Here is a 23,219-nt window from a genome sequence, read left to right on the forward strand (position 1 = left end):
TTTGGTTAGTTGTTTTTTTTGGTTTTGCATTGATGTTCAAATATATATAAATATCTTTCATTGTTGCATATTTTTTGCATAAAATGCATATTTTTTGCAATATTATTTTCTGAAGTATTTTTAATTTCCAAAAGAAGCATGATTTTTAGCGGTGTTTTGAGAAATTTTTGCAGAATAGACTTTTTTTGCAAAAAATAATTTTCATATTAAAATTCGTATTTTTGAATTATGAAAATCGCACTTATACAATCAGATCTTTATTGGGAAGATGTTTCTAAAAACAGAAATAACTTCGAATCGAAAATAAATCAAATTGATTCAGAAGTTAATTTGATTGTTTTGCCCGAAATGTTTTCTACCGGATTCACTATGAATGCTTTGGCTGTAGCCGAAACAATGCAGGGAGAAACTATTTTGTGGATGCAGACAATGGCAAAACAGAAAAATTGCACGATTACAGGAAGTTTGGTAATCACCGAAAATGAACAGTTTTATAACAGAATGTTCTTTGTTTTTCCTTCCGGAGAAATTCAATATTACAATAAAAGACATTTGTTTACACTCGCCGGAGAAGACAAAACCTATACTGCCGGAACCGAAAAAGTGATTGTTGATTATTTGGGCTGGAAAATTTGCCTGCAGGTTTGTTACGATTTAAGATTTCCAGTTTTTGCCCGAAATGTAGAAAACTACGATTTACTTATATATGTGGCCAACTGGCCAAAAGTGCGTACAAATGCCTGGGATATTTTGCTAAAAGCACGCGCCGTAGAAAACCTGAGTTATGTTGTTGGCGTAAACAGAATAGGTTTGGATGCCAATAATTATGAACATATTGGGCATTCGCAAGCTGTTGATTTTTTAGGAAATTATATCCTCGAACCACAAGAAACTGAAGGTGTTTTTGTGGTCGAATTGGATAAAAATGTTATGGTGGAAACTAGAAAAAAACTAGATTTTCTAAGTGATAAAGATACTTTCGAAATTAAAATTTAGCTAACGATTTAAGCTTGAGTAAATTAATACAGGATTTAAATAAAAATAAACACGAATTACACAAATTTACACAAATTACATTGTGAATGTTTTGGGTGAAATTAAAATCAGTTTATTTTGTAATTTGTGCTAATTCGTGAAATCCGTGTCAAATTTCTGCTGGGCTGAATAGTTTAATCTAGAACGCTTTTTTCTTTTTCTGTTCTTCTTTTTTCTTCTTGTCGGTTTCTTTTTTCTCGACTTCAGGATTATACGGAATACTTAAATCGATAGTTTCATCAACGTCCCAATTGGTTCGAACATCGATTTCTTTTTGATAATAAAATACTTCCTCGGCATAGGTTTTATTTAAGAAATTACCTGAATCGTATATTTTGTTTTTATTATCATCATAAGTGATTCGCAACGTAAATGATTCCGGCTGCAATAAGTCAAATTGAATTTTTGTATTGCCTTCAGAATAATCGCTCGCCAGTACAACATCGCCTTTTTTATTGGTTATTTCAACAATGATTGGAAACCTTTTTACGTTTTTCAAATTCAATACTAAATTCCCGTAATCTGCATATTCTTTGGTATTCAATTTATACGATAAAGTGTCGTTTATGTTATCGTAAAAATCAGTCAGAGCACCAGGAAGAAAAGTAAACTTGTATTTTTCTAAAGGTTCTTTTTTAAAATCAACATATAATTTTTGCTCCAGTTCATTGTATTCTGTCGTAAAATCTACATCAAGCGAATCTTTATTGATTAATTTAATTTTCGACTTATCAAATTTTACTAATGGCGTTGCAGTTTCTAAAGTAAATCTGTCTCTAAAATTAATAACCCCGTTTTGTACTGCTGTTATATTTAAAGTGTCTTTCTTTTGATCCTTAATTTTAAAAGTGAATTTTTTATTGTAATTCTCTTTTGTTACTTCCAGCTGTAAGGAATCTGCTTTTAAAGGTTTATACCAAACTTGCAAAGAATCTTTTTTAGGAAATTGTGTTACAATAGTTTCCAGTATTTCATCATTGTTTTTAAGAACAATTTTTGGCTGGGAAAGTTTGAAATTTTGTTTTCCTTCATACGGTAAAAACAACCTGTTTCCAGAAGCTTGTATTGGTTTTAAAGTTTTTAGAGGTAATGTTTCTTTAAATAATTCTAATTCAAACAGCGTGTCATTTGGTACAGTAATAAAATGTTTTATAAACCCAATTTTATCATCTTTAGGATTAAATTTATTGTTGCTGCCTTTATCTTTCATGGCTACCAAAAGATATTTTCCTGCTTTTAAATTTTCAAGTTTAAAGGTTCTCAAACTGTCTAAAGTATTCGTAATATATCTGGGAAGATCTTTATAAACTACAGAATCTTTGTATTTGTCATTTACTTCATATAGCATCACAGAAACAAAATTATCGACATTTTTTTCGTAAGCATCTTTAACAATACCGCCAATAGAAAGTGAATCGATATAAGGGCCGGTTGAAAAAATGTATTTAAATTGGTTCATCGCATTACCTTCATTATTGTCTGTAATACTTTGCCCAAAATTAAAACTGTATGTTGTATTAGGTTGTAAGGTGTCTTTGATTTTTATCGTTAAAACTTTGCTGACATTTGTTGGCGTAATAAGAGGCTCGTGTTTCATTGGTGGCGAAATAACAAGCTGTTTGTTAAGGTTTTTAAGCTTAACATATTCATCAAAATTTAAGACGATTTGATCTCCTTTAAAATCAGTATTGAAGTTTTTAGGCGAACTTGAGCTTAACACAGGTGCCAAAGTGTCTTTTAATCCGCCGGTAATGCTGCCTCTTTTGGCACAGCTCATCATTAACAATACGAATAGAAATGGAATATATTTGAAGTTGTTTTTCAACATAACTGTTTTAAATTTGATTGCACAAAATAACGATTATATTTGCTTTAATCGAAATTTTTTATCTATTTATTAGGAATTCCACCTTTCAGTTTTTCTTGTTTTTTTGAAGTTCGATTCAGAAACCGGATTATAATTTCTTACTTTTGAATCTGCATTTAATTTAATTGGTTTGAAAAATAATATTTTAATTGGTTTTGTGTTTTTACTGCTTGTTTCCTGTAGCAAAACAAAAGAGCCAATTGTATCTTTTTATTATTGGAAAACTATCTTCAAATTGTCTGAAACCGAGAAAGAAGTTTTAAGAGAAAATAACGTCACGAAGCTTTATATCCGTTATTTTGATATTGGTTTACATCCCGAATCTAAAGAACCAATTCCGATAAGTCCGATACATTTTCAGGAAAATATGGGCGGCTTTGAAGTTGTTCCGGTTGTTTTTATCAAAAACAAAGTCATGCTGCAAACCAATCTTGATATTGAAGATTTATCTCAAAAAACTTTTCGTTTGGTTGAAGAAATAAATGCAAAAAACAAAATTGCATCTCAGGAAATTCAAATTGATTGCGACTGGACGCTTGAAAGTAAAGGCAATTATTTGAAGTTTATTGAGCGGTTTAAGAAACTTTCGCATAAAAAACTCTCCGCAACAATACGATTGCATCAGGTTAAATATTTCAAAAAAACCAAAATTCCAAATGTAGATTCCGGAGTTTTAATGTACTATAATATGGGTTCAATTGCCCCCGATGTGGAAAATTCTATTTACAGTTCTAAAATTGCCGAAAAGTATCTTAAAAGTTTAAAGAAATATCCGTTACATCTTGATTTTGCTTTGCCAATATATTCCTGGGGAGTTCATATTCGAGATGGAAAAGTGATAGGTTTACGTTCCAAATTAAATGTAAGCGAACTTAAAAAAGATAAAAACTTCGAGCAAATTGATGCGATATTCTTTAAAGTAAAAAAATCAAATTATAAAAATGGAGTTTTTTATGAAGAAAACGATAAACTCAAAATAGAAGCCATTTCTGCAGAAGATTTAAAAGAAATGGCACAAGAGTTGGATGAAAATTTAGCTCAGACACCAAACGAAATTATTTTTTACGATTTAGATGAATTCAATATAAATACCTATGAAAAGAATATTTTTAAACAAGTTGTTTCTTATTTCTAGTGCTTCTTTCCTTTTTGTTTACGGAATAATTTATGCCTGCGCTGGTGGAGACGACTGGGATTTTTTTAGTTACAACTCCAATTTTACGCCTGAAACTTTTACGGATAAATCATATACGCCACTTTTTTTATCGGGAGATATTTTTTACGGAATTGGTTTTGATACACAGCATAATTCGAGATTTAATGAAGATATAAAATCAGACTGGGAAAATTATTTAAAGGGAAAAGCAGATGCTTCAACGGTAAGCTATTTTTTGATTGGTGAAGAAACGCCAATGTATTCATCTGAGAAAAAAACGCCTCAGAATAAAACTGATATCACGCAGCTTCATGTTTTTTGAAAACTAAAAAAGACAATCCGACTTCTTTAAAATGGGGAAAGAAAATCAATTTGAAAGATGATAAAGTGAAGAGCTTTATCGAATTTTTGTATTTGGCGCAAAAAATAGAAACCGTTTCCATTGGAGAAGATTACTGGAGTTATGATCCGGTTGTGGCCAAAACTTTCAATGATTTTAAAATGATTCAGTCTATTGAAAATGTTTACAATACAAGTAAAGATATGTTTTTGCAAAACAGGTATTGGTTTCTTGCCATGAAAGCCTATTTCTATAGCAGTAACAAACAAAAAGCGATTGATTTTTTTAATAAAACAGAAAAATCAGTTCCTAAAAATGTATTGTATTATCGTGGGCTTTCATACGTTGCGGGAATAAAACATAAACAGAAAAAATATTCAGAATCTAATTGTCTGTATGCACAAGTATTTGATAAATGTCCGGAATTGAGAATTGTTACGGCTTACAGTTTTCACCCTCAAAATGATGCCGATTGGAATAAATCATTGTTTTTGGCTAAAAATAATAGTGAAAAAGCAGCGCTTTGGGCAATTCATGGATTTTATAAAGACGAAAAGAAAGCGATCGCTAAAATTTATGAACTTGATCCCAAAAGTGAACATTTGAATTATTTATTAACCCGATTGGTAAACGGGCAGGAGCAAAGCATTAATAATTCGTTTGAAGAAAATGCCAAAGATAATCTTCCGGCAAAAAAACAAACTGTCGCCGAAAACAAGGAGCTGAATAAAAGTAAAATCGATAAGGCTGCATTTGATGTAGTTGCTAAAATTGCTGCGGCAGGAAATACCAATAAACCTTATTTATGGGATATCTCGTTAGGATATTTACAAACGTTAAAAGGCGATTATGCAACAGCAGAAACTAACTTTGACAAAGCCGAAAAAACAATGCCTAAAACAGAGTTGGCAAAACTTCAGTTAAGGCTGCTTCGTTTTGTAAACAATATGAGCAAGATTGACAAGCTTACAGATAAAAATGAAAAAACAATCCTTGTAGATTTGAATTGGTTATATCAGGAACTTCCAAAAACATATAAAGGGCAGGAATTTCGTTATCAAAATGCTGCGCAGTGGAGTAAAAATTATTTAGCATCGCTTTACAGAGCAAAATCAAATCCGGTTATGGCAGAATTATTTGGTGATACTCCGGATAATTATTGGGGTCGTGGAAATTCTTTTTACGACAATGAAAAGAACTTACTGGATATGAAAGCGTTTTTGGCTAAAACAGATAAAACCGAAATCGAAAAAATAGCAGCAGGAATTTATAGTTTGAAAGTAAAAGATATTAGCAACTTTCAGGCAGTTCAGGCAACTTTTAAAAATAAAATCCCGGAAGCAATTGGTTTTATTCAGCAAACAGATTCTGTTCAGTATTATCAATTTTTGGGAAATCCGTTTAACGGAAATATAAAAGATTGTCATGATTGTGATCATTCGGCTTATCAAAAAAAGAAATATTCTCAATTGGATTTTCTAACCACAATAAAAGAAATGCAGGATAAACTGGCTCAAAAAGAAGATGTTTATACAAATAGTTTATTGTTAGGAAATGCTTTTTATAATATCACACATTTTGGAAATGGAAGAACTTTCTATGAAATAAGCATTGTAGGTTACGGTTCAAGTCCGTATTCATTTAGAGATTCGATGAAAAAAATGATTACAAATTGTGATGTGCCGAAAATGTATTATCAAAAAGCATTAGAAGCGGCTACGACAAAAGAACAAAAAGCAAAATGTATTTATATGCTGGCAAAATGCGAGCGCAACGAATATTACAACACTAAATACAATAGCGTAAACAGCTGGTGGGAAATTCAGGATGACAAAGTTAATTTTATCGCCTGGAATGGATTTAAAACCTTGAAAAAGGATTATTCTGACACTAAATATTATCAGGATGTAATTGCAGAATGTGGTTATTTTAATACTTATATTAATCAATAATAAAAGCAAATGGTAAATAAGATTGAACATATAGGAATTGCAGTAAAAAATATTGAGGAGTCAAATATCTTGTTCGAAAAATTATTAGGGGTTTCTTCTTATAAATCAGAAGAAGTACAAAGTGAAGGTGTTTTAACTTCATTTTTTCAAACGGGAACGAATAAAATTGAACTTTTGATGGCGACAAATCCAGAAAGTCCGATTGCGAAGTTTTTGGAAAAAAAGGAGAAGGAATTCATCATATTGCTTTTGATGTTGATGATATTTCTGCAGAAATAGAACGGTTAAAAAGTGAAGGATTTGTGCTGATTAATGAAGTTCCTAAAAAAGGTGCCGATAATAAATTGGTTGTTTTTTTGCATCCGAAGAATACAAATGGCATTTTGGTAGAGCTTTGTCAGGAAATTAAATAAAAAAACTTGGTTTTGGTTTTTAAATAAGATATTGAAAATCAATTGTGTTTTTAACATGAGTGGATATGATTTTAAATTAAATGCAAATCAAGCCTTAAAATATTTGGAGTGAACGAAAAATAGTAGTAATATTGCATCCTCAAACCGGTCCTATAGCTCAGCTGGTTAGAGCACCTGACTCATAATCAGGTGGTCCCTGGTTCGAGCCCAGGTGGGACCACATTTTTAGAATAAGCCTTTACAGAAATGTAGAGGCTTTTTTGTTTTCTTATGACAAGCATTTGAAGAACATCAATTGTTTTATAATTAATTAGTTTTGTTTACTTTATATAACATAATTTATTATAATACGACCATTTATTCTAAATCTTGTCATTTCTTCTGATTTTTGCGAGAATCTTGTTCCCGTATATATCTGCTTTAGATATTTTTCATAACTCTTGAATAATTGAATAATTTCAACGAATCATTGGTTTAATCTGCAAAGACTTTTTGGCTAATTACAATTTAAAAAATATAAATGATGATCCTATCATGGTCATCTTTTGTAACTGATAGCTGTTGATTGTTAGTTGTTTATGGAGTTGTATTTTAAATGTCACTAAATAACTCATAACAAATGAAGCAATAATAATTTTTCAATAATAGAAATTTGTATTTTTTTGAAATTCAGTAGTTTTTTTAAATATAAAAAACAGACAAATTCTCTGCCACACCAAGTAAATACTGGATTCTTACATATTAGAATTATTCTATTAATCCTTTTTTATTTTTTTGATGAAAAAATTTACAAATTGGCTTGCTTATGTTATTTGTAGTTGTATATTCGTACAAACAAATTGATTGCGAATCCTCTTCATCTTCCTACAAGAAGCAAATCAAAAAAGTACTTTAAGTACAAAAAAGAGGTATTCTAAAATCATATAGAATACCTCTTTTTTTGTTTATACTAGTCAGGCAACAGAGAGAGGGTTCTAAAAACAATTTTTAACAATTTCACAAATTAATTATTTTTATTATGGCATTTAAAGCAATTTTAGAATTCGAAGGAAACGAGTACCAAGTATTATTCTCAAAAGTTGATATGTTAAGACATACTGATGGTAAAGGAGCAGTTTCATCTGAAATTAAAGGAGGTAGATTAAACCTAAAATTAAAATCTACAGACAATACTACTGTTATCGAACAGGCAGTAAACAGTCAGCACAAACCTGTAAGCGGAAAAGTAAAATTTTTCAAGGCAGATTCTGAACAAGTAATGAAAGAGCTTTCTTTTGAAAATGCATTTATTGTATTCTTCAGCGAGCAGCTTGATGCTATGGCAGAAACTCCAATGACTACTGAGATTACTTTCTCTGCAGAAAAAATCACATTAGGAAATGCAACATTAGATAACAATTGGGCTAAAATTTAATTTTTCCCTATTGACAAACAAGAAGCGGTTATGTCGCTTCTTGTTTTTTTATGCAATTTATTGAACAAAACATTGATTAGTATCACTTCTATATTTTCAGAACATGATATTTTTAGCTTAGAATCGAATTCGGTATAAGAACTTTAGAAATAAGAATTTTAGACTATAATCTATTTAAGTTAAAAATTAAAAATCAAACTTATAACTAAACATATTATGGTCATTCCTAAAATAATATTTGGTATTGATAGAAAAGAAATCTCACATTTCACCACTATCGAACTACACCAAACCATAAATAACCACCATCATTTTAAAATTAGTGTTCCGCATTCTGTGATAGAACAACCAAGAGCATATACGATGCAGAGTGCACAAAAATGGTTGGGAGGCGTTTTGCACATTGTTTTTGAAAACAATAATAATTTTTTGGGAATAGTAACCAATATTCAATATGCCCAGGAATTAGGACATGTGGGAAGCCAAATTATTATTTCGGGTTATTCTAAAACCATACTTCTTGAATCAGGACCAAAACTCAATTCCTGGGAAGATACCAACTTGCAGGATATCATTGAGGGAGTGATAAAAACAGCTGCAGGAGAACAATTACAAAACGACATCAAACCTGAGTTTGGCAACAATTTGGAATACCAAACCCAATACCTCGAAACTGATTTTCAATTTATACAACGCTTAGCCAAACAATACAACGAATGGTTGTATTATGATGGAGAAAAACTTTTTTGGCAAGCCAAATACAGCTACAGAGTTTACAAAACTGATTTATAACAAAGATCTTTATAACCTAAACATTTCTGTTCAGGCGATTCCCAACCAGTTTGGAGCATTTACTTATAACGAAGATGCGGGCAAACTGTATCAGGCCAAGACGAGAGACCAAATAGAAGGATTTCCAAAATTAGGTACTGATGCCATAACCGCTTCTCAAAAACTATATGCTACATCATCATTAGAATATGGCAGAATTGCTGCTGGTGACGATATGTATTTGCAAACCATACTGCAAAACAGACAGCAAAGTGCAGCAGCAGAATCTAATTTTATAACTGCAACAAGTCGAAACAGAAGCTTGCGAATAGGCATGAGCATTAGTATAGATGCCATGCAGGTAAAAGACAAATTGGCTGCATATACCAGCGGACAAGACATTAATAAAATCAACTACGAAACCAACGAAGTAGGTATTTATATTATCACCGAAATAACTCATAAAGCCAGCGACATTGGCGAATACGAAAACAGTTTTAAAGCACTGCCGGCCAAAATACGCAAGTTGCCTGAACCAAACATCGCTTTTCCTGTAGCCCAAATGCAACAAGCTGAAGTAGTAGATAACGACGACCCAAGAGGACAAGGCAGGATACGTGTAAAAATGCTATGGCAATCCACCAAACAACAATCTACACCATGGTTACGCGTAATGACACCTGATGCAGGAACCAGTGGTGAGGTGAGCACCAATCGCGGTATGGTTTTTATCCCCGAAGTGGGCGATCAGGTTATGCTGGGGTTTCGCTATAACGATCCCAACAGACCATTTGTAATAGGTAGTTTATTTAATGGTAAAACGGGAACTGGCGGTGACCTTAAAAACAACATCAAAAGTATTTATACCCGTACAGGAAGCACAATTACTTTTGACGAAGGGAATTCGAGTATTCTGGTAAAAGACCCATCAGGCAATACCTGGTTTATGGATGGTAAAGGAAATATTAATGTTACTGCACCAAAGAATATTACAATGCAGGCAGGCGAGGATTTTACTATCAACGCAGGTAAAAATGTAAAAATTGGTGCGGGAGAAAATATGGATTGTGATGCAGGAAACAACATTTCTCAAACTGCCGGTAATGATTTAACACAAAGAGCAACTGGAGATATTACTGAAAGCTCAGACAATAGAAGAGAATTGGTTGATAAGGATTTTTTACGTCAGGCAGATACCTCAAATGTAATAGCTTCCGGAGTTACTATTTTTAGCAATAAAGAAAACTTAACCCTGCAAAGTGGTAAAACCGTTGAGGTTAATAGTGCAGAGAAATCTAAAATGTTTTAAAATTATGGGAATCAACAAAATTTCTAAAAACAGAAAAGTGACTGTAAATCAGGAGTATAATTTGGTGGTTGGTGGTGAATTAAAAAAAATCGCCAATCAATTTAATGTGGAAGCTACTCAGGAGAACCTGATTTTAATTTCAAATAAAAAGATAATATCAGATGGCAACAAACGTTAGTTTTGGCAATTATACGCCACCAGATAAAACGGAAAATAAGATAGATGAATTTACTTTCGCAGTGCTATTTGACGGTACCTTAAACAACCAGCGTAATACCTACATTAGAAAAGAAAAAGAAAAAAGAAAAAAGGAGTTGTTTATGATAAACAAGCGGTAAAAGATGATCCTTGGGGTATGGATAAAGGCAGTTATGAAAATGATTATTCTAATGTAGCCAAAATGCAAAAATATTATTCATTAGGAATAGATAAAGCATTATACGTTGAAGGCATAGGTACTCTGGATGGCGATACTGATACTGTTGCGGGTTATCTTACAGGGACAGGAGAAACAGGCATAAGAGCAAAAGTGCGTTCCGGCTGCGAAAAAGTTTTTAACGAGGTAAACACACTTAAGAGCAAAAAAGTAAATTTAGTGTTAGACGTCTTTGGTTTTAGCCGTGGCTCGGCAGCGGCAAGAGCTTTTGTTAATGAAGTCACCAAAGGGGCATACACCGCCAGCAAGGTATGGGATGCGGAGGGAGAAAAATACAAATACTATGACCTGGATTCAAAAGGCAGTCGAGAAAGAACAGTTGCCCAAACGAGGTCATTTGGGCTTGTTGTTCGAGAAAAATAAAATCGAAATCAATACCGTAAAAATTCGGTTTGTTGGGTTATATGATACTGTTTCGTCTTATGGTGTTAATTTTGAAGACGATACGACAGGTAAATCTGATGTTCGGGAAATAAATTTAAAAGCAATAAGCGATAGGGCTGTTGAAAATGTAGTGCAAATAGGTGCTGGTCATGAATGGCGCAAAAACTTTAATCTTACCAATATTAATAGTGCTGGAAGTAAAGGTATTCAATACATATTACCCGGCTGTCACTGTGACATTGGAGGGGCATATGAAAGCGGATATTTTGAGCAGGAGCATTTAGTTAAATTAGATAAAGAAGGCGAAGGTGCACTACTAAAATACGGCTCTGCAAGTAAGCAATTTGAACCTTTTAAGGAAAAACACAAAAAAGAGCTGGTAGATAGCGGCTGGTACAAACCAGATCAGTTAAAATATATAATGATCACAGACAATCATTATATTATATACAAGGGTACTCGTTACATAGACCAGAGGTACAGCTTTCTTTCCTTACACTTTATGTGTGAGTTTGCCATAGAAAAAGGTGCAGGTTTTGATATGGATGGCTTAAAAGAAAAATTTAAAATACCAGAAAAAGCAGGAGATAAAGAGCACATTTTGGGTTATGTAAAAAAGAAATTAGAAAAGTATATAGAAGTCGTAAAAAACACCAAGGATTACAGTTCTACTATATCTTATAAACAATACCTTGATTTTGCCAATGAAAAAACATTAATTAACACCAACCTGCATTGGTCAGCCACAGATAAAACAGGCCATGCGCCAAGAGCGAATAAAATAAGAAAAATAATAGATGGATAATCCTGGAAAACAATTAATCAAAATTATACTCCTGCTTACCTGGAGTATAAACCTAACTTCTTGTCAATATTTTACCATGAAAGAATATAAATACGACGCTTATGCCAGTTGCGATAAACAATACCCCATTGATATATTTTCAAGCTCTTTTCATACCGATAATGATTTTCTACCCTTAGTTGATGCTAGTCCTAGTTTAATGGGACCTTGGGGTGCAGGAGGTAATGATGTAAAAGGAGATGGTTTTAATGAATTAGCTAAAAATTTAGGAATTTATTTTTATTCAGACACTGAGGATAAGTTTTATGAAGGTCAATTTGATTTGCCTTATCAGGAAATAGAGAAAATGTTACAAGAAGAAAGTACAGACCCGTCTAATCAAGGTAAAACCTTTGATGACTCACAATCTGGTAGAGAATTAAAATATATGAAGTATGATAAGATCATTGCAAGTGTTTCTTTAGGAGGAGAAGTTACAGTTTGGATGTCAGGCATGAGAGAGCAAAAACTAATAGCCACCTACTATGCAAAAGAAATGGCAAATGTAAAATGGCAAGATATGTATGAATACGGTACCCGTGAAGAAAGAATCAAGTATAATATGGATAAGGGGCTTTCAGAAAAAGTAAAACAAGAAATAAAAAGTAAAACATTGCCCTATAAATTATGGCAAACCTATAAAGAAAAATACAATTGGTCATTTAAGTTGATAGGTACAAATGGAGAGAAATTAAATGAGATTTATTTTAAAATGATCAATGCTGAAGAAGAAAGTGTCTATAGTAACAATCCTTTATTGAATAGTGATCCTCCTCAGCCTAGGGCTATTCCTCAAAATTTAGAGCTAAGATGGCAAGATGCATCAGGACAAAAATATGTTGCTAGAGTTATGTTGCGAGAAGATATTATATATTATTTAAATAGATATCATTCTGAAATAATTACAGGTAAAAACCCACAAGATTTTCAGGAAGAAGAAATATTTAAAGCATTCAAGTGCCTGGATAAAAGCAAACCAGTTGAGATTTTGTTTAAAGTTAACAGCTCAAATAAAGAGGTTAAAGTAATAGTGAAACAGGAAAATAGAGAAATTATACTCACTAAAATAATTGTCAGGGTTTTTAAAGATTAATTGTAGGGTTGCCAGCTATAAAATTCAGGTAAAACCTATAAAAACTAATACAATATATAAATGAATCAAAAAGAATTTCTCAAAGAAAGAAATAGCGATTGGAGTATTCTGCTTATTATAGCTAATATAACATTGCTTATTATTTATATGAATGTAGGTAATTTAAAAGATGAGCTAACATCAGAGGGAAAATTTCTCTGGCTTAGTATGAGCGTGAATGTTTTATTGGGTTTTTATGCATTTAGTTATCATGGAAAAAAATACCAACTTGGGAAAGTGTTTTTTATTTTACTTTCAATATTTAATGTGTTGTGCTATAGTGCACTATGGATTTCTTCGAAATCATTTCGTCCTTAAAAACCTGAAAAATGAAATTTAATTTTATCAATAAAGCACTTATAATAATAGCCTTTGTGCTGTTAATAGGAATTTTATACAGTGTAATTAAATAGAATATATAAAACTAAAAATTTTATGACACGATATTTAAAAACATTAACACTATTTTTTGCAATAAGTCTAATTGCTTTGTTGGGAATAATTGTTTCCTCAACAATTATGATAACCCTTTATAGTGTCGACCAATAAATGCAAGGTTGGATAAATCTCCTATGGGTTCCGTTTATAATTACAGTAGTAATAATAGACAGAATTTGTGTGAGGATATTTGGAGTAAGGAAAATTAACAAAATTGAGATCTATATCATGGGAACTATACTTTTATTGTTCTTATTTTATAGAATGTCTATCTTTTTTTCAGAATTGTAGCCTAATTTTTAACCTGCAAAACAATAAAATCCTATCAGGAGAATAGATTTTGAGAATATGTGGTAGCACAAAAATTAAGATAAAGATCCTACGCTAGAATTCTATTTTTTGAGGTATTGTAGTAGCTAATTTGCCTAGTTATAAAATTTTAAGCCAGTGTTTTAATAAGAAGATAAAAAAATATTAAGAAAATGATTTACCGGACATATTAACTTAGCTACTACAGCATATTTGGGCAATATACTTAATGAGGAAGTTGGTTTTGTATTCAGAATGTTTGGGCAAATCCGAAATGAGTCGTGATTTAATTCTAAACCTCTTGTCGCAAGAGAACTCCGTTAGTGATAATTTTATGAGCGGTATAAACGAAGTCGTCAAAAATGAAACAAGATTTAAAGAAACACATTTTATTTAGAATTGTATTTGGACTTATTCCAATTGGAATTCTTGCTAATTTAATTTTTTTACCTAAAAAACAAAGTGTGAATAGTGGAATTGGAATAAATGTGCCTCTCTTTTTCGCATTTACTTTATTGATACTATTTGGAGCTTTTCTATTGTTTGAAATGTTTAAATTATTTTATAATGCCAAAATAAAACACGCAGTTTCTAATATTGGAATAATATTACTTATTACAGCTTTATATATTATAGAACTATACTTAAATCATTTATTAAATTAATAAAAATTTAGAAATCATCTGCTGCGTGAGCGTATCGCTCCTGAACATAAAAATTACGACAATAAGAAGCCATAAATACAATAAAGAATGAGCATAATTTATCTAACAAAATATCCAATAAAAGAAGGAGAAACACTAGAGAGTGTTGCCGAAAAATTAAATATTGACACAGAATACTTAAAAGAGGTACACAATGCTAAGGCTGGATTTTGGGATAAAATTAGAAGCAGGTTTCCTAAACACCTGACTGAGATTTATGTTTATTCGGATGTATTTACAGAACAATCGCCTGAAAAAAGAGAAAAAAGAAATAGGGATAAACCTGATTCCTATTCCTTTTTATAACCTAAAAACGTATGGTTATACGCTTGAAAATTATGAGGGAGATCGTCTAAAAAATAAGATTCATTATGAGATAGATACGGTTTATAAAGAAAATGACTATAATTTAAAAATTATAGAAATAAATCGCAAACAAGTTTATATAAACCATAAAATGCCTGACGTTGCAATAGAACAACTCTTAGATAAAATTGCCCAAAACATGTTTCCTATCGCGCTGGAAATTAATGATAGCGGAGTAATAATAGCAATTGCAAACCATAAAGAAATAAAAAAACGCTGGCTTGCTAGTAAAGAGGAACTAATGCAGTATTATAAAAAAGAACAGTCAGATGCGATCATAAACAAAGCAGACTTGTACTTTAATAACGAAAAACAATTGATGGGAATGCTGTCAAATAACTGGTTTTTCAATCTGTTTTTTAAACCTATATATCGTAATTCTCCTGAAATTCAATATACAACCAAAATACCCTTCTTGTCGAAGAGATTAGTAGAATATGAAATAAAACAAACCCTGGATGATGTTTATACCAAGAGCGGTAAAGTAATTATCAATCATATAGGAAAAATAACAGATCACCGAACTATTGATGAAGTTTTGCAAAACAAAACGGTATTGGAAAAAGAGCGCCCAAATATTCAATACATACAATCTGAGGGAAATGTACAATATAAACTCAATAGTGCTGATAATAGCATGTTTTCTATAATAGGAACTTTCAATACCAAAATGAGCAACGATAAAATCAACAAAGTTCAGATAGAAATATATCAACAATAGATTTTTGTTTGAATTGAAAAAATAAAAAATTATGGCAGAAAAACACGTAGTTGTTCATGGGGCTACTTGCGAATGCAAGTTTAGCGAAACTCCTAAAACCGATATTTTACAGGTCAAAACACACTCCAAACATTATGGCAATGATAAAGATGGGTCTAAAAAACTTATTGCTACTACTAAAGAAATTGGGCAGACCCTGGAGGCAAACACCTTTGGCAAATGCAAAAAGCAGCCCATGGGTTCTAGTTACAAACCTTGCCAGGCCGTAATTACAGAGTGGAGTGGTTTTTATCAGGAAGTTACCCTCTCAAACCAGGGTAAAATTTTGCTTGAAGACAGTAAAGCCACCTGTCCAATAGGAGGAACGGATTGCATAATTATAAAAAATCACGGACAAGTTGCAGAACTAAGCAAGCAAAATATAAAAAATACCAGTCCTGAAGTTGCAACCGAGTTATTTCCCGGCTTCGATTTGGATGATTCAGAAAATGATATTTTAAAAATACCTAATAATTTATAATCAAATTAGATGGAAAAACAAGTACACATCATACCTAAAAAGGTCGAAGAAGGACAAAAATACGATCCTAAACTAAACAGTTTAGTATTAAAAAAAGCTGGACCTTTTAATATAGCAATAAAAGAATTAGAGGAGCTAAGAAAACAAAAGCCTGTACCTCCAAAACTCTTAACCGAATTATCTAAGGAGAATTATAATTTACTAAGCGAAAGAGGAAAATGGAATTATACTGTTAATGTAAAACAATATAATATTGATGTAAAAAAATACAGTGAAGAACTAAAGGTATATAATGAAAATTTTAAAAAATTCGAAGACTTAAACTGGACCTGGCAATTAGTATATAACGGATTAGATCCCAATAAAATAACACATTATGCTGCTTTTATAAAAGGCATTCATGAGCGTATCTCATTTCCTAAATTATTAGAAGGAGGAGGTATTGCGTGGCTCGAGGCCTGGCATGAAAATGAAAAACCCAAAGGAATATCTCCCTTCGGGATGTATGTGCAGGCAGAAGGTGTTGCCCAAATTGTTCGTGCAGAATGGACTGATTTAAGATACAATACAATTAATCAGGGTACAACAGTAGCTTTTGGATCTAAGGTTATATTGCATATTTACACTGCCGGACTTTATGGTCAGGAAGTTGAGGTGCATTTGGCAGATAGTGATATATTTACGCCTAATGATAAACTAAAAATTGCCGGAGAAGATTTTTTTACCCGTGAGGTAAAAGTTCATAAACTAAAACCTAACGATATTAATAAAAAAGGCGTCTCTGGTATTCTAACAGTAGATAACGCCCAGGTAGATTATGCACAAAAAATAGAAATAGAAGTAGTCCTTGATAATGCGTGGATAAAAACGGCAGGAGCCAATTTACAAATATATGCTGTCGTAAAATCTATAAAAACAGGAACTTTTTTTAAGGAGTTTAGCAGGAGTTGTATACACGTCAGTGACGAGAAAAAAAGTATAACACCAGATCAGGAGCCAATTCCGGCTACCAATATGCCTTTGATTGTAGGGGATGTTGAGACTAATGTGGCGCATTTTCAGCATTGCAGGTATGATAGTATTAAACTCGATGGTACCTCTGTTTTTGATTCTAACAATATTTATCAACGAATAAAAACGACAATCGATGTAGAAGTTATTGCAGGAAAGAAAAAACTCGCTTTCTGGATTTTGATTTTCAAACTGTAGAATGCGAAAATAAACCTGTCAAACACATTAACAAAGAACTTACAGTACTTAGCATTCCAAAAGATTATGAATTAAAAATTGATTCCAGTTCTAAAGCTGAGCATAAAGTTGATAAAGAAGAAAAAAAATTAATACAATCTGAATCGAGTAATAAAACTTCGACGATGGGTATGAAGACAACGCAAAAAGAAAGTGTTGTTTCCGAAAAAGGTATTGTAACAGTTAGACAAAAACAAATAGAGTTTGATACATTTTATAATTATGATATTCCGCAGGATGCTAATGCTGTAACTACTTTTTATAAGGCAATGAAGTATTTCTGGCTTCCCAATTTAGGCGCAGAAAAAATAAATACTATCACAGCAACTGCAAAGAGTTGTGCTTTTCAACAAAATATAAATATTGCAATATATCCAGACATTAAATGGACATTAAAATTTGGGTTTAATGTAAAAAAAGAAGATATTGAAAAATTAAATAAAAAAGGAGGAACTTTTGCACCTTTAAAAACCTTTGAAGATAATGCCAAAGAGAAGGATGAGGCTAACTTTAGAGCTAATGAAAACGACACAACTGAGAAAGGCAAAAAAAATAATGAGGCTAATCTAAGACGAAAAGAAACATTAGAGAATGCTGAAAAGTACTTTACTCAAAAATACGATCTAAAACCCAAAGCAACTGAAGTAGCACCTGTAGACAAAGGAACAAGTTTTAAGAAGCTTCTGGAGATATTAAAAAGAATAACAGTTTCTTTAGAAGAAGAACATTATGGAGGAGACATTAAAAATGAATTAACTGACGAGTTTGTAAAACAACTTTACCGACAGTTAGGACAAGTTATTATATTAGCTGGAAAAGGAGTTGGGTTAATAGAAGGTGAATATGATAAAAAAGGGTTTTCTTCTCAAGAAGACAAAAGTATTGATGGTTTAATGGAGAAACTCAAAAGAAAAACTGTTGAATATGAAATATTATACCCTAAAGTATCAGGTGCAGGTTCATGGTATTATGAACAAATAGACGCTAAAAAAATCCAACATTAGCAGGAAGGCAAGGATTGGGTATAGATTTAATATTAAAAGCTGCACCACTTTTAGGTGTCTCCATAAAATGGGATATATTAGAGCTTTTATGCAGAAGACACCCTATTGCTTATGCAGTATTAAAAGCTATTGATGCCTTATTGTATATATTAGCAGATGATCCAAGCGCTATAACTTGTGAGTTTTCAGTATCTGGACAAATAGATAACACTGTTGATTTTCAATATAACACGCTGGCAGGTTTTAAAGAAATTAAAGCTAAAGGAAAAACCAGTATAAAAACAGCTCTGGAGTTTAAAATAAATATTGCAAATACATATAAAACACTTGGTTATGAAGCTATTTTGCAACTAGGATTTGGAGCCGGAGCAGAAGCAGGAATTGGTTTAACTGATTTTTACGGAATTGACAGTAAAGGATTATTCGTTAAAAAAGAATTAGAATTTGAAGGAATTAAACTTTCATTTTCTGCAACGGGAATTGTACAATTAAAAGAACAGGATAGTGGAAATTTAAAAAAGAATAAGCCGTTATTTGAAATAGGAGGATCTATAGAAGGAGAGATAACTTTTTTAAATTGCAAATTTGAAACAGACAAAATATATTTAATATCATGAAAAAAATAATTATTCTATTATTAATTAATTACAGTATTGCAGGTTGTGCACAAAAAGAAATAAAAAAAGAAGACATAATGAATCAGGAAAATATAGAAAAAGTAGCAAATATTTATAAAGAAGTAAAAAAGTACGATTACAACCCTAGTTATACACTGCATATTGAAAAGGTTTCCAATTTTACTTTCGAAGCCTTGGTAAATGATGAACAATTGATAAAAAATTATAATTCAAAGAATTTTACAGGTTCTATGCCAATTAATGAAGCATTGCTACATTCTGGAAAACAAAAACTAACAATCCGGATGACCCCTTTAAAAGATGATGATTTTATTATGGCAAAGGAAATTGACATGGAAAATATAGCATTGAAGCTTAGTATTAATTATGGAGATTATGGAAAAGAAAAAGTAAAAGATTTTAAAGAAGCTCTAAGATATGAATTACCAAAGCAAAAAGGTAAATTACCTTATTATGAAGTACATCTAGAATTTGATGCTCCAATAGTTCCTTATGAGAATGATGTAGAAGGATGGAAAAATGGTGTTGATTTAACCAAAGAAGACAAAGACAAACTTTTGAAAGAAGTAGAGAACTTCTACAAAGAAATGATAGGATATTATGATGCCAAGGATGTAAATGCTATAGCAGGAAAATATTACAAAAGACAATTAGAATTAGATAAAGTGGGATACAGAAATCAGCCCGAAGATTCTCAAATGCTGATAGATGGATGGGTAAAACATGTAAACGATATTAAGCCATTTGTGTTTGAGGATTACGCCATGCGATTTTATGGAAACGGAAAAATGGTTGCTTTAGTAAGAACAGATAAATATTATTTTAATTTTTCAAACTTAATACGGGAAGATGCAGAAGGTAACTTTCAAACTTATGCAATGTATCTTTACCGTCCCAAAGCTGGAGCTCCATTAGAAGTGATTAGATAGCTATGAATTCAATTACAAATAAATTCAGCTTTTTTTATTACAACTTTCATTTTTAATTTAAGTTATTCCACTCTTTATTTATTTAAATTTTATTCTAAAGATTTTTATGCAGATGAAGGGGCTGATATTATAAATTTATTATTTTTTCAAGTATCATCTATTATTTTACTTATTTTTTTTCAATATTAAATCCTTTAAAAATATTTATTAGTGCAAAAAGAGGAATAGATAATAGAAAAAAACAAAATAAAAAATATTTTGATATTATGAGCTATAGCATTATATCATTAGACAATGCGTTAACACCATATTTAATTACCATTTTATTTATTTTTTTCTTCTCCTTAATTCTAATTGGATTTGTATTAATTATTAACTATTTGGGACTTCCATTTTTAGAAGTACTAAAATTTCCATTTAGATTTGCGCGGAATGTAAATCAATCTGAATTGTATTATGGTGTTTATAGTTTTTTATTTTTAAACATAGGTTATATTCTTTACAATCCACAAAAATCTGTAGAATCATATTTATTAAAATTCAAAGTTTATGTCAACTCTGGAATTATAGCATTTTGTTTATGTGCATTTTTTATTTTATTTAATATGATTTTTTATTTTTCAGGAAACGATATAAATAATGACATATTTACAGATAAAGCAAAAATTGCATATGCAATGTTTTTTAATGTAGCTTTTATAGCAAATAGTTATTTAGTTGAAAAGAGGTATTTAAAGATAGAAAAATGACCAAATAGAAAAATAACACAAAAAGAAGAGGTAAACAAAGAAAAAGGAATAATAACCGTAAAACAAAATCAAATAGAGTTTGATGCGTTTTATAATTATAATATTTCTATGGATAGTCCCGCTAGATATATTGATGTTGCAAAATATTTTTGGCTTGGTAATCTCGAAAAAAGAGGCAAACTTTCAAAATAGAAGCACTTGCGCACTTGTGCATTTCAGCAAAATGTAAATATATCTATTTATCCAGATATAAAATGGAGTCTTATTTTTGGATTTAATGTTAAAGAAGATCAACTAAAAACACTTATTCCTTCTTGGGATCAGAAAAAAACAATTGAAAAATACAGTTGGGATGGCAACAAGTTTACAGATAAACTTCAGGCAAAACTCAATACTGAGACTAATGAAGATACCAAGAGAGAAATACAGCAAAAAATAGATAATGAGAAGAATAAAAAAGAAACTTTAGACAAGATAAATCAAAAAACACTTGATACTTATAAAAAAGTATATGGTGAAGCAAAAGCCGCTCCTACTATAGATAGCCCCACAACCAAGAAAGGAAAACTATCGACTTTACTCAAAATCATGAAAGATGTAGATGTGTCCATAAAAGCACAAATATATAAAGACACTGAGCTAGAGCTTACAAGAGATTTTTTGGAAAACACAGCTGCTTTAGCAAAACAGTACAAAGACCTTTTTGAGATGGTAAAATGGGTATCTGAAACCATCAAAGGTAAAAATGATACACCCAAAAATAAAGCTGAGGGAGACAAAGAGATAAATGGTCTCTTAAGTGATGCACAAGCAAGATCAAGAATCAAAGGTCTCGAAGAATCACTCACTCGATCTACACAAGAAGTAGAGATCTTGTTTCCTGAATTTAAAATTGGAGCTGATTGGCAATTTGAGCTTGTCGATGGCCAAAAATACCCTGAGTTGGCAGGACGCTCAGGATTGGGCTACAATGTTGTTTTCATGGCAAGCCCATTAATAGGAATGAAAATTACGTGGCATATTCTTGATTTGCTTTGCCGCAGACACCCCATTGCTTATGCTGTACTGGCAGCTGTAAAAACTTTACTCGCTGCTTTAGGAGATAACCCTGATGGTATAGTAGTAGATTTTTGGGTACAAGGGCAAATAAGTACTGATCTAAGCTATAAAGGCAACACACTGGCAGGACCCCAAATAATAACAGCCAAAGGTGATGCACATATTACAGCAGGAGTTGAAATTTCTATAAAAATAATTGCTAAAGTAATAAAAGGAAAGTATGAAGCAGTAGCAGAAGCGGGTGTTGGTGCCAAAGGAGAAGTTGGCTTGGGTATTGTTGGCACTTTAGGCGTAGATGACCAAGGAATCTGGATGCAGTCAAGCCTGGCTTTTGATGGTATTAAACTGACTTTTACAGCTGTGATTGGAGCTAAAATTAAAAAAAATAGAATCAAAGAGGATGGAACTGTAGAAGAAACAGAAATAGTTGGAGGAGAATCAAAAGTAGAAATAGAAATCACCATGTTAGAACACACTTTTGAGTCTGACAAATTTTATTTAAAATAAAGAATATGAACAAATACATTATAAAAATAATAGCAATAGCAACCATTTTGATAACCTTAAACAGTTGTGCACAAACTAGTAAAAAACAAGAAAATATGAGTACAGAATACAGAGACAAGATAAAAAACATTTATAAAAGTGTAAAAAAATACGGTTATAACCCAACTTATCAACTTAAAGTAAATACTAATCTTTGTACTTATGAAATTTATATAAACAATATATTAGTGGATTATGATTTTACAACAGGAAGAACTGCAGGAGAACAAAATATTGATATACCAGAATATATTCTTAAAAGCGGGATACAATCAATTCGATATGTAATCTACCCAAAGGCAATAAAAAATGGAGTTTTAGAAAAGTTTGTAAATCCAGATGCAGAGCTTACTATTCGAATTGTACATGGTGAATATTATAAAACAAAATTTGAAGATTTTACTGAAGATTATCATTCAACATCCTTGAAAATAAACAAAGATTTACCTTTTATAGAAATTGAAGGAAAATTTACGGCAACAGTTCCTTATACTTTAGAAGGCTGGAGCAAAGGCGTAGATTTAAGCAAAGAAGATCCTGAAAAGCTAGAAGAAGAAGTAAAAGGAAGAATGAAAGAAATTGCGGATTTGTACCGAAATAAAGATATTGAAGGATTGGCAAGAGAGCAATACAATAGAGTAAAAGAAATAGATCAAGCTTTTTATTTTAATACCAAAGAAAATTCTGCGGAATGGGAGAGCGAATTGCAAGAAGCTCTAAATGAGTCAAAGAGTGTAGAATTACTAAACGGAAAAATGAAAATTATGGGCGATGGAAAATTAGTTACTGTGTTGATAACTGATGGTTCTTTTAGAAATCAATCCATAATTCGTAGTAGAGTTGAAGGAGGTTATTCTGACTTTTATCCTCAATATTTTTATCGCCCAAGCCCTGGCGCAAAACTCGAAATTATTAGATAAATATGAAATCGATTT

25 protein-coding genes, 1 tRNA gene and 1 pseudogene are annotated in these 23,219 nt (G+C 31.5%); 26 read left to right on the forward strand and 1 reads right to left on the reverse strand.

The window, feature by feature from the left end:
• The first annotated feature begins 228 nt into the window (after positions 1–228).
• A complete protein-coding gene (locus ACZZZT_RS04455; RefSeq protein WP_463459544.1) occupies positions 229–996 on the forward strand; it encodes a nitrilase family protein in 768 nt (255 codons plus the stop codon).
• A 178-nt stretch (positions 997–1,174) separates the two neighbouring features.
• Here the strand turns inward: ACZZZT_RS04455 and ACZZZT_RS04460 are convergent, their stop codons facing one another.
• Positions 1,175–2,863: an Ig-like domain-containing domain gene (locus ACZZZT_RS04460; protein ID WP_463459545.1), complete on the reverse strand. Its 1,689-nt coding sequence runs from the start codon at positions 2,861–2,863 to the stop codon at positions 1,175–1,177.
• 169 nt (positions 2,864–3,032) lie between these two features.
• Between ACZZZT_RS04460 and ACZZZT_RS04465 the strand changes: the two genes are divergently transcribed.
• From ACZZZT_RS04465 to ACZZZT_RS04585, 25 genes and pseudogenes are all read left to right on the forward strand, one after another.
• Positions 3,033–4,037, forward strand: coding sequence for a hypothetical protein (locus ACZZZT_RS04465; protein WP_463459546.1), 1,005 nt, complete (start codon positions 3,033–3,035; stop codon positions 4,035–4,037).
• Positions 3,997–4,380, forward strand: coding sequence for a hypothetical protein (locus ACZZZT_RS04470; RefSeq protein WP_463459547.1), 384 nt, complete (start codon positions 3,997–3,999; stop codon positions 4,378–4,380). Before ACZZZT_RS04465 ends, ACZZZT_RS04470 begins: the two co-directional genes overlap by 41 nt.
• Positions 4,377–6,350, forward strand: coding sequence for a hypothetical protein (locus tag ACZZZT_RS04475; protein WP_463459548.1), 1,974 nt, complete (start codon positions 4,377–4,379; stop codon positions 6,348–6,350). Before ACZZZT_RS04470 ends, ACZZZT_RS04475 begins: the two co-directional genes overlap by 4 nt.
• A 9-nt stretch (positions 6,351–6,359) precedes the next feature.
• Positions 6,360–6,763: pseudogene (gene mce, locus ACZZZT_RS04480) on the forward strand (methylmalonyl-CoA epimerase).
• A 146-nt stretch (positions 6,764–6,909) separates the two neighbouring features.
• Positions 6,910–6,983, forward strand: a tRNA-Ile gene (locus ACZZZT_RS04485).
• Between the two features lie 798 nt (positions 6,984–7,781).
• The gene (gene tssD, locus ACZZZT_RS04490; RefSeq protein WP_042563897.1) at positions 7,782–8,177 is read left to right on the forward strand and encodes a type VI secretion system tube protein TssD; all 396 of its coding nucleotides are present in this window, start codon (positions 7,782–7,784) and stop codon (positions 8,175–8,177) included.
• A 216-nt stretch (positions 8,178–8,393) separates the two neighbouring features.
• Positions 8,394–8,969, forward strand: a complete 576-nt coding sequence (locus tag ACZZZT_RS04495) for a contractile injection system protein, VgrG/Pvc8 family (RefSeq protein WP_463459549.1) — start codon at positions 8,394–8,396, stop codon at positions 8,967–8,969.
• Positions 8,905–10,257, forward strand: a complete 1,353-nt coding sequence (locus tag ACZZZT_RS04500; RefSeq protein ID WP_463459550.1) for a phage baseplate assembly protein V — start codon at positions 8,905–8,907, stop codon at positions 10,255–10,257. The genes ACZZZT_RS04495 and ACZZZT_RS04500 overlap by 65 nt, the downstream gene beginning before the upstream one ends.
• A 4-nt stretch (positions 10,258–10,261) precedes the next feature.
• On the forward strand, positions 10,262–10,435 hold the full coding sequence (locus ACZZZT_RS04505; protein WP_463459551.1) for a hypothetical protein: 174 nt from the start codon (positions 10,262–10,264) through the stop codon (positions 10,433–10,435).
• Positions 10,419–10,595 (forward strand): hypothetical protein, encoded by a 177-nt coding sequence (locus tag ACZZZT_RS04510; protein WP_463459552.1) that lies wholly within the window; start codon positions 10,419–10,421, stop codon positions 10,593–10,595. The genes ACZZZT_RS04505 and ACZZZT_RS04510 overlap by 17 nt, the downstream gene beginning before the upstream one ends.
• Before the next feature lie 17 nt (positions 10,596–10,612).
• Positions 10,613–11,056 carry a hypothetical protein gene (locus ACZZZT_RS04515; protein WP_463459553.1) on the forward strand — a complete coding sequence of 148 codons (444 nt, stop codon included), beginning with the start codon at positions 10,613–10,615 and terminating at the stop codon, positions 11,054–11,056.
• A complete protein-coding gene (locus ACZZZT_RS04520; protein ID WP_463459554.1) occupies positions 10,977–11,882 on the forward strand; it encodes a phospholipase effector Tle1 domain-containing protein in 906 nt (301 codons plus the stop codon). The genes ACZZZT_RS04515 and ACZZZT_RS04520 overlap by 80 nt, the downstream gene beginning before the upstream one ends.
• Positions 11,875–13,014, forward strand: coding sequence for a DUF2931 family protein (locus ACZZZT_RS04525; RefSeq protein WP_463459555.1), 1,140 nt, complete (start codon positions 11,875–11,877; stop codon positions 13,012–13,014). Before ACZZZT_RS04520 ends, ACZZZT_RS04525 begins: the two co-directional genes overlap by 8 nt.
• 60 nt (positions 13,015–13,074) lie before the next feature.
• Positions 13,075–13,371, forward strand: coding sequence for a hypothetical protein (locus ACZZZT_RS04530; protein ID WP_463459556.1), 297 nt, complete (start codon positions 13,075–13,077; stop codon positions 13,369–13,371).
• Positions 13,372–14,162: 791 nt separating this feature from the next.
• Positions 14,163–14,465, forward strand: a complete 303-nt coding sequence (locus ACZZZT_RS04535) for a hypothetical protein (RefSeq protein WP_463459557.1) — start codon at positions 14,163–14,165, stop codon at positions 14,463–14,465.
• An 87-nt stretch (positions 14,466–14,552) separates the two neighbouring features.
• Positions 14,553–14,810, forward strand: a complete 258-nt coding sequence (locus tag ACZZZT_RS04540; protein ID WP_463459558.1) for a hypothetical protein — start codon at positions 14,553–14,555, stop codon at positions 14,808–14,810.
• A complete protein-coding gene (locus tag ACZZZT_RS04545; RefSeq protein WP_463459559.1) occupies positions 14,734–15,591 on the forward strand; it encodes a hypothetical protein in 858 nt (285 codons plus the stop codon). Before ACZZZT_RS04540 ends, ACZZZT_RS04545 begins: the two co-directional genes overlap by 77 nt.
• A 31-nt stretch (positions 15,592–15,622) precedes the next feature.
• On the forward strand, positions 15,623–16,111 hold the full coding sequence (locus ACZZZT_RS04550; RefSeq protein ID WP_463459560.1) for a DUF4280 domain-containing protein: 489 nt from the start codon (positions 15,623–15,625) through the stop codon (positions 16,109–16,111).
• 9 nt (positions 16,112–16,120) lie between these two features.
• Positions 16,121–17,320: a hypothetical protein gene (locus ACZZZT_RS04555; protein ID WP_463459561.1), complete on the forward strand. Its 1,200-nt coding sequence runs from the start codon at positions 16,121–16,123 to the stop codon at positions 17,318–17,320.
• Positions 17,321–17,490: 170 nt separating this feature from the next.
• Complete coding sequence (locus tag ACZZZT_RS04560) at positions 17,491–18,363, forward strand: hypothetical protein (protein ID WP_463459562.1); 873 nt, start codon at positions 17,491–17,493, stop codon at positions 18,361–18,363.
• 14 nt (positions 18,364–18,377) lie between these two features.
• The gene (locus tag ACZZZT_RS04565; RefSeq protein WP_463459563.1) at positions 18,378–18,980 is read left to right on the forward strand and encodes a hypothetical protein; all 603 of its coding nucleotides are present in this window, start codon (positions 18,378–18,380) and stop codon (positions 18,978–18,980) included.
• Entirely contained in the window at positions 18,977–19,930 is a 954-nt protein-coding gene (locus ACZZZT_RS04570; protein WP_463459564.1) for a hypothetical protein, read from the forward strand. Before ACZZZT_RS04565 ends, ACZZZT_RS04570 begins: the two co-directional genes overlap by 4 nt.
• Before the next feature lie 266 nt (positions 19,931–20,196).
• A complete protein-coding gene (locus ACZZZT_RS04575; RefSeq protein WP_463459565.1) occupies positions 20,197–20,679 on the forward strand; it encodes a hypothetical protein in 483 nt (160 codons plus the stop codon).
• 198 nt (positions 20,680–20,877) lie between these two features.
• Entirely contained in the window at positions 20,878–22,245 is a 1,368-nt protein-coding gene (locus ACZZZT_RS04580) for a hypothetical protein (RefSeq protein ID WP_463459566.1), read from the forward strand.
• 5 nt (positions 22,246–22,250) lie between these two features.
• Complete coding sequence (locus ACZZZT_RS04585) at positions 22,251–23,204, forward strand: hypothetical protein (protein WP_463459567.1); 954 nt, start codon at positions 22,251–22,253, stop codon at positions 23,202–23,204.
• Positions 23,205–23,219: the final 15 nt, after the last annotated feature.

The organism is Flavobacterium sp. AC274, from assembly GCF_979258275.1.